Here is a 12,241-nt window from a genome sequence, read left to right on the forward strand (position 1 = left end):
CGGCTACTTCACCGATGGCCGGATGGTCGTGAATCCGCCGTCGACCGGGATCACCTGGCCGGTGATGCGGGAGGCGTCGGGGGAGAGCAGCCAGTCCATGACCACGGCGACCTCGTCGGCGGACTGCACACCGCCGAGCGGATACTGCTTCTCGGCACTCTCGCGCAGCATGGGTGCGGCGAGCATGCCCGCGGTCAGAGGTGTGTCGGTCATGCCGGGAGCGACCGCGTTCACCCGGATGCCGCGCGCGGCGTAGGTCGCGGCGGCGCTGCGCACGAGAGCCTCGACACCGCCCTTCGCCGCGGCGATCACCTCGTGGTTCGCGACGCCGATACGGGCGACGACCGAGCTCGCGAAGACCGCGGCGCCCGGCGCCTTGCCCGTCGCGTCGAGCCAGGCGTGCAGGATCCAGAGGCTGCTCTCGAGGTTGACGCGCAGCACGTCGCGAGCCTCGTCGGTCTTCGTGCGGTGCAGTGGCGTGATGAGCGTGCTGCCCACCGCGTGAGCGAGCAGCGCGGGCGGGCCGCCGAGCGCGGTGCGGCACTCCGCGAACGCGGTCGCTGCGCCGTCGGGCGTCGTGACGTCGGTTTCGATGTGCGCGTCGGCGTCGACGTCCGCGAGCGATGCGGCGTCCCGGCCGACGGCGGCGACACGCACGCCGCGAGCGCGCAGGCGTGCGACGAGCTCTCGGCCCACCCCGCCCCGGGCGCCGGTGACGAGCGCGATGTCGTTCTGTGCGGCGTTGCCGTCGGTCATCGGGCTCCTTCCGGTGCGGTCACGTCGCCGCGCCGGATGGCGTCGGCGCGGCCCCGGATCGCGGCGATCTCGTCATCGTCGAGGCGGTCGAGGTTCTTCACCTGCAGCGCCATGCGGTGGTTCTCGGCGAGGGGCTGCTCGTGCCGGATGAGGTAGTCCCAGTACAGGGTCGTGAAGGGGCAAGCGTCCTCGCCGACCCGCTTCGCCGGGTCGAACGGGCACGTCTTGCAGTACGGGCTCATCCGGTCGATGTACTTGCCCGTCGCTGCGTAGGGCTTGCTTCCCATGAGCCCGCCGTCGGCGTACTGACTCATGCCGAGGGTGTTCGGCAGCTCGGCCCACTCGACCGCGTCGACGTACACGGCGAGGTACCAGGCGTGCACCTCGCGCGGGTCGACGCCGAGCAGCATCGCGTAGAGACCCGTGACCATGAGGCGCTGGATGTGGTGCGCGTACCCGTTCTCGAGCGTCGTGCCGACGGCATCCTTCAGGCACGCCATCGGGGTGTCGCCCGTCCAGTACCAGTCGGGCAGCGGCTCGAACGCCTCGAAAGCGTTCCGCTGGACGTAGCCGGGCATCTGCGTCCAGTAGATCCCGCGCACGTACTCGCGCCAGCCGAGGATCTGCCGGATGAATCCCTCGACTGCCGACAGGGGCGCGCGCTTCGAGCGGTACGCCTCCTCGGCGGCGGCCACGACCTCACGCGGATGCAGCAGCTTGAGGTTCATCGACGACGACAGGTGCGCGTGCCACAGCCAGGGTTCGCCCGGCCACATCGCATCCTGAGCGTCGCCGAAGCCGGGCAGTCGTTCGTCGATGAAGAGGTCGAGCGCCTCGAGCGCTTGCGCACGGGTGACCGGCCAGGCGAACGAGTCGAGCGAACCGGGGTGCTCGCCGAACTCCTTCTCGACGAGCTCGATCACCTCACGCGTGATCTCATCGGGCGGAAAGGTCGCCCGTGGCGGGACGAGCCCGGGTCCCTGCTTGGGGAACGGCTTGCGGTTGTCGGCGTCGTAGTTCCACTGGCCGCCGACGGGCTGTCCTCGGGTGGTCATGAGGATGCTGTGCCGCTTGCGCATCTCACGGTAGAAGTACTCCATTCGAAGCGACGCCCGGCCTTCGGCGTGCTCGGCGAACTCGGCGACGGTCGAGAAGAAGTGCCGGTCGACGCGGATGTCGAGAGGGATGCCGGCGGCATCCGCGGTCTGCTGCAGCGCTTCGCGCACGCGCCACTCGCCGGGCTCGGTCATCACGAGCGCCTCGGGCTTCAGCTTCTCCAGGTCGGCGGCGAGCTGGTCGGCGAGAGTGCCCTTGTTCCCCCGCGCATCGAGCTCCGTGTAATGCAGGGTGTGTCCGGCGTCGCGCTGATCGGCGGCGAAGTGGCGCATCGCCGCGAGGAACACCGCGGTGCGCGGCTTCGAGCTCCAGACGTGGGTGGACTCTTCGGCGACCTCGGCCATCCAGACGGCATCCTGCGCCGGGTCGAACTCGTCGAAGGCGCTCGCGTCGGGGTCGAGCTGGTCGCCCAGGACGATCACGAGGTTTCGGAGCACGGTGTCAGCGTAGGAACGGCCCCGGGTGCGTCCTATCGCTTGTGCGTGAGCCCGGGCTGCGCTAGTCGCGTGCGTCGACGCGACGCCGAAGCCGTGAGGATCCATCCGTCCGTCGTATGGATGGCGTGAGGGGACATCGCCGGGAGGGTGCGTCGAGCGTAGACCTGAGCCATGACTCTCACCTCCATCCTCCCGACCCTGCGTCGCAGCATCCCGTCGCCCCACTCGCGGGATGTGTGGCCAGCGCGCACCGTCGTCACGTGTGACGACATCGTCGTCGGCGGTATCTCCGTGAACCGCTTCGTCGAGCTCTGCGGGCTGCCGGCGGTCATGACGGCACCGGCGGTCATTCCGGTGTCGGGCGGGATGTCGTCATCGACAGCCACGACGACCGTGCTGCTTCTGCGCGTGATGGCGGCTGGAGGCGTCGACGGCGGGACGGCGCTCGCCGTCGACGCCGACCTCGTTGCGGCGGCGTACGCGGTGTGGAGCGAGGCCCGGCTGCTTGCCCGCGTCTCGAGCGCCCACGATCACCGGTTCGCCGTCTGCGGGGCCGACGGCGAACGGCTGCCGGGGGTCGCGGTCGTCCTGCCCGCCGATACGGGCTGCGGTGATGTCATCGCCGTGCCCTGTCCTGGTGCCCTGTCGGTCGGCGACGTGCGCCCCCATCCGACTCTCGCAAAGGGTCTGAACGCCGGGGGCGTGGAGTGATGGTCTACGCGACCGTCTTGTGGGCGAGCCGATGCGCGCGCTACGACGCGATGATCGCGGCGGCTCAGGCCGCGGAGGAGGACGACGAGAGCAGTCCGCCGAGGAACCGGGCGATCTCACCGGGTCCGGACGCGTGAGCCGAGGCCTCGACGTCGGGGTTGTAGTTCGTGTTCGTGTTGAGGTCGTAGGTGACGAGTCGCCCGTCGATCGTCTCGACGAACTCGATCCCGGCGATGCGGATGTCGACGGTGCGCAGGAAGTCGCGGTGCTGCACGACCAGGGGATGATCGGCGGTGATCTCGTCGCGCAGCGCGAAGGGCGGATAGGCGGGGGTGGCACCCGTGCCCGCCGCGGGGTCGACGACGCACGCATCGGCGGGGCAGAGCTCGAAGCTGCCCGCGCTCGTGTCGACGCGGACGGCGTAGACGAACTCGCCGCCGACGTATTCGGCGCGCGTGACGAACGGTTCGCGTGCGAACAGGAACTCCTGGATGAGCGTGATGCCATCGGGGGATGCCTCGAAGTCGGGCCCGTCGACCCAGGCGTCGAACTCGTCGTGGGAGTCCCAGCGGCGGACGCCGAGACCCTTGCCGCCCTGGTTGTGCTTGCTGATGAACGGCACCGGGAACTCGCGTGCGCGCTCCTTCAGGTCACCGGTGCCGAAGACGGCGACGGTGTGCGGGACATCGATGCCGCTCGCCCGCAGGGCGGCGTGCTGGGCGACCTTGCTGACCTCGAACTCGAGGACGTGGCTGCCGCCGATCACCGTGCGGCCCCACGACTCGAGCCACCGCAGTACCGCCCGGCCGTACTCCTTCGACTGCGCGTGGTCGCGCGTGTGCGCCGATGCCGACAGGCGCGACCAGAAGACCCCCTGCGGCGGCTCGGCCGACAGATCGATGGATCCGTCGGTGAGCAGCCACTGCTCGGCGGGCACGTTCTCGGCGGCGAACGCGGCGGCGAAGGGCGCCCACCACTCAGGGTTCTCGTGGATCACGTACACCTGCGGAGAAGTCGACATCCCGTCAGGCTAAGCCGATCGAGCCGGGTCGCGGGCCGCGTGACGGAGCATGACGCGACGCGGACTCCCGCGCGTCCCGACGTCACCGCGCGTGTGAGGATCGACGGGACCGACGGATGTTCCGCCGGAGAGGGAGCACCATGAGGTTCGGATACTGGACCCCCACTTACGGCGGCTGGCTGCGCAACGTCGCCGACGAGCACACGCCCGCGACTTTCGAGCACATCGCGCGCATCGCCCGGGCCGCGGAGGACGGCGGCTTCGACGTGACCCTCGTCCCCGAGCTGAACCTCAACGACATCAAGGGGCATAACGGCCCCGCCCTCGACGCCTGGGCCATCGCCACCGCGACCGCAGCCGTGACCTCGCGCCTGGAGATCATGGCCGCATTGCGGCCGAGCTACCACCCCGTCGCGCTCGCCGCGAAGCAGGCCGCCACGATCCAGGAGATCGCGCAGGGCCGCTTCACGCTCAACGTCGTCTCGGCGTGGTGGGCCGAGGAGGCGCGGCAGTACGGCATCTCGTTCGCCGACCACGACGACCGCTACGCGCTGACGACCGAGTACGTCGAGGTGCTGCACGGGCTGTGGTCGCAGACGCCGTACAGCCACGAGGGGCGTCACTTCTCGCTCGAGGGCACCCACCTCGAACCCAAGCCTGTGACGGCGCCGCTGATCTACGCGGGCGGTGAGAGCGAGGCGGGCCGGGCGGCGATCGCGGGCTTCGCCGACGCCTACGTCACGCACGGCGGCACGGTTGACGAGCTCCGGACGAAGATCGCCGACATGCGGGCGCGCCGCGAGCGCGTCGGCAAGCCCGCCTTCCGGCACTTCGGCATGGCGGCGTTCGCGATCGTCCGCGACACCGAGGAGGAGGCGCAGGCCGAGCTCGCGCGTATCACCGACGTGCGCTCGGGCGCGGCCTACGAGTCGTACCAGGACTTCGTGACCAAGTCGCAGCTCGACGTCGAGATCAGCCTGCGGGAGTACTCGGTGTCGAACCGCGGCCTGCGCCCAGAGCTCATCGGAACGCCGCAGCAGGTCGCCGACCGCATCCGGGAGTTCCAGGACGTCGGCGTCGACACCCTGCTGCTGCAGTTCTCGCCCGCGCTCGACGAGCTGGAGCGCTTCGCCGAGCAGGTTATCCCGCTCGTCAACGGGCGCGGATAGTCCCGGGCCTCAGCGCGCGTCGACGGCGGCGAGGATGTCGGCAGTCTCCGTGCGCGTCGTGTAGTCGATGTGAATGTCGACGAAGCGCACGACACGGTCGGCGCCGACGACGATCACCGTGGGATACGGGATCGCCGGGGTGTCGTCGGCGTTGCTGTCCTTGACGGCGAAGCCCAGGGCGGTGTGGGCGTCCTGAGCCTCGGCGCTGGGCGCGGTGACGATGCCGAGGGCGCCCGCGAACGCGTTGGCCGGGTCGGACACGACCGTGAAGCCGAGCTCCCCGTTGGTGACGGCGGCGGCCGAGCCGTCGGGTGTCTGTGGGCTGATCGCGATGAGCGAGACGCCGCGCTCGGCGAGTCCGGGGGCCAGCGTCTTGTCGTAGTGCCGGAGCGTGATGTTGCAGTACGGGCACCATGCGCCGCGGTAGAAGACGAGCACGGCGGGCCGGCCCGCGAGCAGCCCGTCGAGTCCGATCGGCGATCCGGACGTGGCGACGAGCTCGGCGGACGGCAGGACGTCGCCGACGGACACGGCGTTCTCCGGCCCTCCGGCGGCGCGCAGGTCGGCCTGCTCGCCGGCGAAGACGGCGCTGAGCTCGGGACCGATCGTCTCGGTGAAACCGACGTTGAACTCGGCGATCTGCGCACCGATGGTGGCGGGGGTGGTCGACATGATGCTCCTCGGATGGCGGGGCCCTGCGGTGGGTAGCGCGAGCATAGGTCGCGCATCGCGGCACCGATGGCGGACCCGTAACGGGGCGACATCCCGCGGCATCCCCCACGATGCGCCCACTCGACACCGCACGAGGCGGGTCCGGACGAAACCGGACCCGCCTCGTGGACGACGACCCGGCTCACCTCAGAGTGAACTCGACCGTCGTGGTGTTGCCGGCGACGTCGTGCACGACGAGCGTGTTCGCCCCCGACACGGCACCGAAGACCCCAGGCTTCACGAAGTTGACGTCCGACCACGCGTTGTTCGTCAGATCCTTCGTCACGCCGTTCAGCACGGCCTTGTCGATCTTGCCCGCGTCGTGCAGCTTGAAGCTCACCAGCGAGTAGTCGTCGCCGTCGCGGGCCGTGAACGACGCCCCGTCCTTCACCGTGACGGTCGGCGCGGTGGCGTCGATCGTCACGTCGAACGTCTTCGTCTGCGCGACATTGCCGGCCAGATCGTGCGCGTTGTAACGGACCGTGTAGGTGCCGTCGGGCAGCGTCACCGAAGCCGCGTGCGTCGCGGCTGCGGCGCCGTCCACGGCGGTCTGCGTGCTCTTGACGAGCGTGCCGTCACGGTAGACATTGGCCACGATGCGCGCGAGCCCGCGGTCGTCGGTCGCGTCGACCTTCAGCTCGAGCGACCGATGCGGACCGGCCGTCGTCGGAGCGGTGAGTGTCACCACCGGCTTGACCGTGTCGGGCTCGGGGTCCGGCGTCCCCGCCGCGATCACCTGGACGTCATCGACGAAACCGGTGTTGTCGCCCTCGGTCGTCGTCGCGACGAACGAGATCGTGTGCTCGCCTTCCGCGACGGTGAACGGTTCGGTCTCGTACGCGGTGTACTTCCCATCGCGCGTCGGCACGAAGTGTCCGAGCTTCTGATCGTCCACGAGAACATCGAACTCCTGCTGGCCGCCGAAGCCCACGCGGTTGGCCGCCGCGAAGGTGATCGCGAACGTGCCGGCCGGGAAGCGCACGGTCTGGTCGATGCGGCTCGCGAGCCCCGAGTCGCTCTTCAGGTACGCCGTGCGCTCTCCTTGCGGGGCAGGGAAAGCGGGCTGGAACACGCTGTTGTTGTGCTGGATGCCGGCACGTGCGCTGAACGTCCATCCGTTGACCATCGGTCCGTTCGACGTCCCGCCGGTGGCGGGCCGCTCGAAGCCGGCGTTGTAGATGGTGACGATCGGCTGCTCCTCGGGAACGTCGGGGTTGACGAAGCACCGGTTGTCGCCGTCCGGGTTCGGGTCGCCTCCGAAGCTCGCCGCGGTGCAGTCGACGCCGCCGGTGAAGGTGCCGTAGCGGAACAGGCCATCCGAGCCGAATGCGACACTCGCCTCGCCCTCGAAGGCGCATACGCCGCGGTCCTGGTACTGGCAGAAGGCGTACCCGTCGGGTGCGTTCTGCACGTCGCGCACCTTGTAGAGACGCGAGGTCACCCCCGAGTCCTCGAGCCCATCGCCGACGGCGATCGCGCGAAGGTACGTGGTCTTGAGCGGCGCGAGCACGATCTGCCCCGTGTAGAGCGTCGAATCCGCCGTCGGAACGCTGCCGTCCGTCGTGTACCGGATCTCGGCGTCGGGCGTCCCGGTCGTGATGCTCACTGCCTCGACCGACTCGTACAGCCCGGGCTCGAGGCTGAACACCGGGGCGTCAGCGACCCCCGGTTCGGACGCCGGTGTCACGAGCACCTGAGCGACGCCGTACACGCCGTCGTCGAGAGTCGCGCGGATCGCGACGGTGCGCTCGGTCGTGACATCCGGTGCCGTGAAGACGCCGTCCGCGTCGACCGCGCCGTTGTCGTCGCCGACGACGGACCAGGTCAGGTCGCCCGAGCCGTCGATGACGCGCGCGTCGAGGTCGAGCTGCTCGCCACCGGCGACGGTCGATTCGACCGGGTCGACGGCCACCTGGGTCGCCGCAGGCGAAGTCGTGTAGATGGCGAAGGTGTTCTCGTCGCCGATCGCGTCGTCGGTGAACGCGTTGCTCGTGGGCGTCAGCGTTCCCGACGAAGCGGGCAGCAGGGCGTTCTTCTCCCGCTCGACGATCGAGTCGGAGTACGCCAGGCGCGTGAACGACTCGGTGACGTCGCCTCCGGTGAATTCCACGCGTACGACCTTCGGCGAACCCGACTGGGTCTCGACGAGAACGGTGAGCTCGCCGTCGCGATCCCGGAACGCGGTGGCGCGGACGTCGTCGTGCGAGGTCTCGGTGCCCAGCACGGTGCTGTGCTCGGGGATGTACCGCATGAGCAGGCCGGCCTCGTAGAACGCGGCTGTCGGCTCGAGACCGAGGACGAGCGAGTCCCACAGGTTGTAGGAGCCGTTCGTGTCACCGGCCGGGTCGTGGGTCATGACGCCGTTGAGCTGCCACACGAGGTTGGAATGGATGCCGTTGTTGGCGCTGCCGATGATGTAGTTCGCATAGCCGGTCTCCCAGACGCTCGTGCCGGGGTTGGTCCACCCCATCTCGGAGAGGTTCAACGGCGCGTCGCCGATCGTCGACCGTCGCTGGTCGATCGCGTTGCCGAGGAACTCGTACGACTCGCCGTAGAGGTGGAACGAGTACTGGTCGAAGACGTCGCCCGCGTTCTCGGCCATGTACTGGGTCCAGTCGGGCGCGTTGACCTCCTCGGGGCCCCAGATCTGCACCTCGTCGCGAAGGCCGTCCGCGATCAGCTGGTCGTGGACCTTGCGTGCCATCTCGGCGTAGTACGCCTTCTGGTCGGCGGGGCCCTCGAAGTCCCAGCTGCCGTTGGGTTCGTTGTAGAAGGTCAGGAAGTCGATGTTGTCGTAGCCGCGCGCGTTGATCAGCTCGTCGAGCAGCGCCGATGCCGAGCGGCCGTAGGCGTCGAGGTCGCCGGGGGCGCTCTCGTAGGGCTTGGTCACACCGGGGTAGAGGAACCAGTCGTGGACGCGCTCGCCGACCTTCCAGCCGAAGTTCAGGAGGACCTCGGTTCCTGCCTGCTCGAACGCGTCGAGGTACCGGTAGAAGGCCCGCATCTCGGGGCTGTCGAAGTCGTACTGGCCCTTCTCCAGCTCCATCCAGTCGATCTGGAACCAGACACGAGCGACCTTCGGCTGCAGCGTCAGGATGCGTTCGACGTCGACCTCCCAGTCAGCGTCGTCGTAACCGAGGCGCGTGGTGCCCTCGAGCAGGCTCCACGGGATGACGTTCACGCCGATGCCGAGGTAGTCCTCCTGCACGGTCTCATCGAGTGCGACGGTGACCGTCCGCTGCTCTGCGGGCGCGGTGTCGTCGGCGGTAGCGGGAGAGACGGGTCCGAGCGCGCCGACGGACACGGAGCCGGCTATCACGGTGGCGGCCGCTGCGACCGCAGCGCCGATTCGTCGTTTCACGGGGGGATCTCCTATCTGCGTCGATGGAGCGCAGTCGCTTGCGGTTCGGGACCGTCGATGGCGACACCAGGTAGTGCGACTACGAACATCTGATGTCGAGCACCGTATATCAGTGCCGTTCGGGGCCACAAGAGCCCGATTGTCCGACATTCTTTGTAGTCGGGCTACCGATCCGAGCTAATTTCAGGTACTTTACTTTTCGCCGGACCACCCGGCCCCGAGCCCGCACATCGACGTGTCGGAAAGGAACGACGATGATCCTCCGTACCCCCTGGTCCCGTGCCGCGACGCCCCTCGCCGCGGGAGCCGTCGCGCTGCTGCTCGTCAGCGGCTGCGCTCCGCAGAGCGGCGACGACCGCGGCATCTCGATCTCGACCGGCGCGATCGGCGACATCACGAAGAACTTCAACCCGTTCTCGCCGAACGTGCTCCAGCCGACGCTCGGGGCCATCTACGAGCCGCTGTTCTTCTACAACAACCTCGCCGTGGGTGAGCCGAAGCCGATGCTCGGCACCGAGTATTCGTGGAACGACGAGGCGACCGAGCTGACGATCCAGGTGCGCGACGGGGTGACCTGGTCGGATGGCGAGGCCCTGACCGCGGAGGACGTCGCGTTCACGTTCGATCTCATCGCCGACACCCCCGAGATCAACACCATCGGATACACCGGCTCGGCCGAGGCGGTCGACGACGACACCGTCGTCGTCACATTCGACGAGCCGTCGCTGCCGATCGGCCCCGAGCTCATCGGCCGCACGGCGATCGTGCCCGAACACCTCTGGTCGACGTTCGACGACGTCGCCAACTTCGTCAACGAGGAGCCCGTCGGCACCGGTCCCTTCACGCTCTCGACCTTCACGCCCCAGAGCTACGTCCTGCAGAAGAACGCCTCGTACTGGCAGGAGGGCAAGCCCGCGCTCGAGACGCTGCGCTACGTCTCCTTCGCGAGCGGCGACGCGGCCACCACCGCGATGGTCAACGGCCAGCTCGACTGGAACACCGGCCTGGTGCCCGACTTCGCCGACGAGGTCGAGTCGCACCCGACGCTCAACCAGATCAACACGCCCATCAACCAGACCGCGTGGATCGCGTGCGCCGATGCCTCGCTGGGATGTTCCGGGCCTCAGACGGATCCCGCCGTCCGACTCGCCATCAGCCTCGGTCTCGACCGCCAGGAGATCATCGACATCGCCTTCGAGGGCCTCGGCGGCGCGGTCTCGCCGGCCATGCTGCTGCCCGAGCGCGACGCCGAGTACATCGCGTCGGACCTCGGCGACACGACCTCCCCGTCCGCCGACCCCGCAGCCGCCGCGGCCGTGCTCCAGGAGGCCGGATGGGCTCCGGGCGCCGACGGCATCTACGAGAAGGACGGCGAGCGACTGAGCGTCACCGTGCAGGTTCCGCAGGAGTGGACCTCCTACGTCACGGCCGTCGAGGTCGCCTCGCAGCAGCTCGCCGACATCGGCATCGATCTGAAGCCCGAGGCACTCCCGGGCGCACAGTGGAACGAGAACCGCTTCTCGGGCAAGTTCTCGTTCACGATGGACGGCGTCTACCAGGGGCCGTCAGCCGATCCGTACTACATCTACGCGAACTACTACACGACCGCTGCCACGGCGCCGGTGGGCGAGCAGGCTCCCACGAGCTACTCGCGCTACACCGACCCCGAGGTCGACGCCCTCGTGGACCAGGCGCGCGTCGAGGTCGACCCGGAGCGACGCCGGGAACTGTACTTCGAGATCCAGCGGATCATCGCGGCGTCGATGCCCTACATCCCCGTGCTCGTCGTGCCGACGGTCACCTACTACAACACCGACGACGCGACCGGCTGGCCGACCGAGGACGACTTGTACGCGTTCCCCGCCGCCTGGTCGATCTGGAACCTGGGCGTCGTGGCGGCGAACCTTCAGCCGGTCGGGGAGTGAGCCGGTGGGGATGAGGCGCCGGGTCGCGCGGGAGGCGCGGAGATGAAGTACTACGGAAAGAAGCTCGCGTTCTACGGCATCGCGCTGTGGGCCGCCGTGACCCTGAACTTCTTCATCCCGCGCCTGCTGCCGGGCAACCCGGTCGACATCATGCTCGCCAAGCTCGCGCAGAAGGGTCCGGTCAGCCCGGCGGCGCGGCAGAGCCTCGAGCTGCTGCTGGGAACCGGCACCGACGTGCCGGTCTGGGAGGCCTACCTCGGGTACCTCCGCAACGTGCTGACGTTCGACTTCGGGCCCTCGATCACCTACTACCCGACGCCGGTCGTCGACGTCATCTCGCAAGCGCTGCCGTGGACGATCGTGCTCGTGGGGGTGTCGACCGTGCTCTCGTTCGTGCTCGGCATCACCCTCGGCACGATCGCCGGGTGGCGCCGCGGCGGCTGGCTCGACAACCTCATCCCCATCACGACGATGCTGCAGGCGGTGCCGTACTTCTGGATGGCCATCATCCTGGTGTACCTGCTGGCGGTGATCTGGCCGATCTTCCCCGCCTTCGGCGGGTACGACATCTACAGCACGATGCCGGGCTGGTCGGCCGACTTCGTCGGCAGCGCCGTGTACTACGCCTTCCTGCCGGCCCTCACGATCGTCATCAGCTCGGTCGGCGGCTGGATGCTGGGCATGCGCAACATGATGGTCGCGACGCTGTCGGAGGACTACATCACCACGGCTGAGGCGAAGGGCCTCTCGCCGGTGCGGGTGCGGCAGCGGTACGCCGCGCGGAACGCGATCCTCCCCTCCGTCGCCGGCTTCGCCCTGTCGCTCGGTTTCGTCGTCTCGGGCTCGCTCGTCACCGAGCAGGTCTTCTCGTATCCGGGCATCGGATACGCCCTGCTGCAGTCGGTGAACAACAACGACTACGCGCTCATGCAGGGTCTGTTCCTCGTGATCACGCTGGCCGTGCTCGCCGCCAACCTCATCGTCGATCTCTTCTACGGAGTCATCGACCCCCGTACCCGGATCCGGAGGTAACG

General features: G+C 68.8%; 9 protein-coding genes. 4 read left to right on the forward strand and 5 right to left on the reverse strand.

Going from position 1 to position 12,241, the window contains the following annotated elements:
- Window positions 1–3 precede the first annotated feature (3 nt).
- On the reverse strand, window positions 4–756 hold the full coding sequence (locus MTS1_RS10045; RefSeq protein WP_023953564.1) for an SDR family NAD(P)-dependent oxidoreductase: 753 nt from the start codon (window positions 754–756) through the stop codon (window positions 4–6).
- Complete coding sequence (locus MTS1_RS10050; protein WP_023953565.1) at window positions 753–2,309, reverse strand: cryptochrome/photolyase family protein; 1,557 nt, start codon at window positions 2,307–2,309, stop codon at window positions 753–755. The genes MTS1_RS10045 and MTS1_RS10050 overlap by 4 nt, the downstream gene beginning before the upstream one ends.
- Before the next feature lie 171 nt (window positions 2,310–2,480).
- Between MTS1_RS10050 and MTS1_RS10055 the strand changes: the two genes are divergently transcribed.
- Window positions 2,481–3,020, forward strand: a complete 540-nt coding sequence (locus tag MTS1_RS10055) for a hypothetical protein (protein ID WP_052007666.1) — start codon at window positions 2,481–2,483, stop codon at window positions 3,018–3,020.
- A 64-nt stretch (window positions 3,021–3,084) separates the two neighbouring features.
- Here MTS1_RS10055 and MTS1_RS10060 read toward each other — a convergent pair whose 3' ends face one another.
- Window positions 3,085–4,041 (reverse strand): RimK family alpha-L-glutamate ligase, encoded by a 957-nt coding sequence (locus MTS1_RS10060; RefSeq protein WP_023953568.1) that lies wholly within the window; start codon window positions 4,039–4,041, stop codon window positions 3,085–3,087.
- A gap of 140 nt (window positions 4,042–4,181) precedes the next feature.
- Between MTS1_RS10060 and MTS1_RS10065 the strand changes: the two genes are divergently transcribed.
- Window positions 4,182–5,210: an LLM class flavin-dependent oxidoreductase gene (locus tag MTS1_RS10065; protein WP_023953569.1), complete on the forward strand. Its 1,029-nt coding sequence runs from the start codon at window positions 4,182–4,184 to the stop codon at window positions 5,208–5,210.
- 9 nt (window positions 5,211–5,219) lie between these two features.
- Here the strand turns inward: MTS1_RS10065 and MTS1_RS10070 are convergent, their stop codons facing one another.
- Together MTS1_RS10070 and MTS1_RS10075 are read right to left on the reverse strand one after the other, a co-directional pair.
- Complete coding sequence (locus tag MTS1_RS10070) at window positions 5,220–5,882, reverse strand: peroxiredoxin-like family protein (RefSeq protein ID WP_023953570.1); 663 nt, start codon at window positions 5,880–5,882, stop codon at window positions 5,220–5,222.
- A gap of 181 nt (window positions 5,883–6,063) precedes the next feature.
- Window positions 6,064–9,282 carry a chitobiase/beta-hexosaminidase C-terminal domain-containing protein gene (locus tag MTS1_RS10075; RefSeq protein WP_023953571.1) on the reverse strand — a complete coding sequence of 1,073 codons (3,219 nt, stop codon included), beginning with the start codon at window positions 9,280–9,282 and terminating at the stop codon, window positions 6,064–6,066.
- A 254-nt stretch (window positions 9,283–9,536) separates the two neighbouring features.
- Between MTS1_RS10075 and MTS1_RS10080 the strand changes: the two genes are divergently transcribed.
- Entirely contained in the window at window positions 9,537–11,207 is a 1,671-nt protein-coding gene (locus tag MTS1_RS10080) for an ABC transporter substrate-binding protein (RefSeq protein ID WP_023953572.1), read from the forward strand.
- A 42-nt stretch (window positions 11,208–11,249) separates the two neighbouring features.
- On the forward strand, window positions 11,250–12,239 hold the full coding sequence (locus tag MTS1_RS10085) for an ABC transporter permease (RefSeq protein WP_023953573.1): 990 nt from the start codon (window positions 11,250–11,252) through the stop codon (window positions 12,237–12,239).
- Window positions 12,240–12,241: the final 2 nt, after the last annotated feature.

Source organism: Microbacterium sp. TS-1 (assembly GCF_000509385.1).
Taxonomy (GTDB): Bacteria; Actinomycetota; Actinomycetes; order Actinomycetales; family Microbacteriaceae; genus Microbacterium; species Microbacterium arborescens.

Excerpts from the sequence above, each read along its gene's own strand:
- MTS1_RS10070 (WP_023953570.1), bottom strand. The coding sequence starts at position 5,882 with ATGTCGACCACCCCCGCCACCATCGGTGCGCAGATCGCCGAGTTCAAC.
- MTS1_RS10080 (WP_023953572.1), top strand. The coding sequence starts at position 9,537 with ATGATCCTCCGTACCCCCTGGTCCCGTGCCGCGACGCCCCTCGCCGCG.
- MTS1_RS10060 (WP_023953568.1), bottom strand. The coding sequence starts at position 4,041 with ATGTCGACTTCTCCGCAGGTGTACGTGATCCACGAGAACCCTGAGTGG.
- MTS1_RS10085 (WP_023953573.1), top strand. The coding sequence starts at position 11,250 with ATGAAGTACTACGGAAAGAAGCTCGCGTTCTACGGCATCGCGCTGTGG.
- MTS1_RS10055 (WP_052007666.1), top strand. The coding sequence starts at position 2,481 with ATGACTCTCACCTCCATCCTCCCGACCCTGCGTCGCAGCATCCCGTCG.
- MTS1_RS10065 (WP_023953569.1), top strand. The coding sequence starts at position 4,182 with ATGAGGTTCGGATACTGGACCCCCACTTACGGCGGCTGGCTGCGCAAC.
- MTS1_RS10045 (WP_023953564.1), bottom strand. The coding sequence starts at position 756 with ATGACCGACGGCAACGCCGCACAGAACGACATCGCGCTCGTCACCGGC.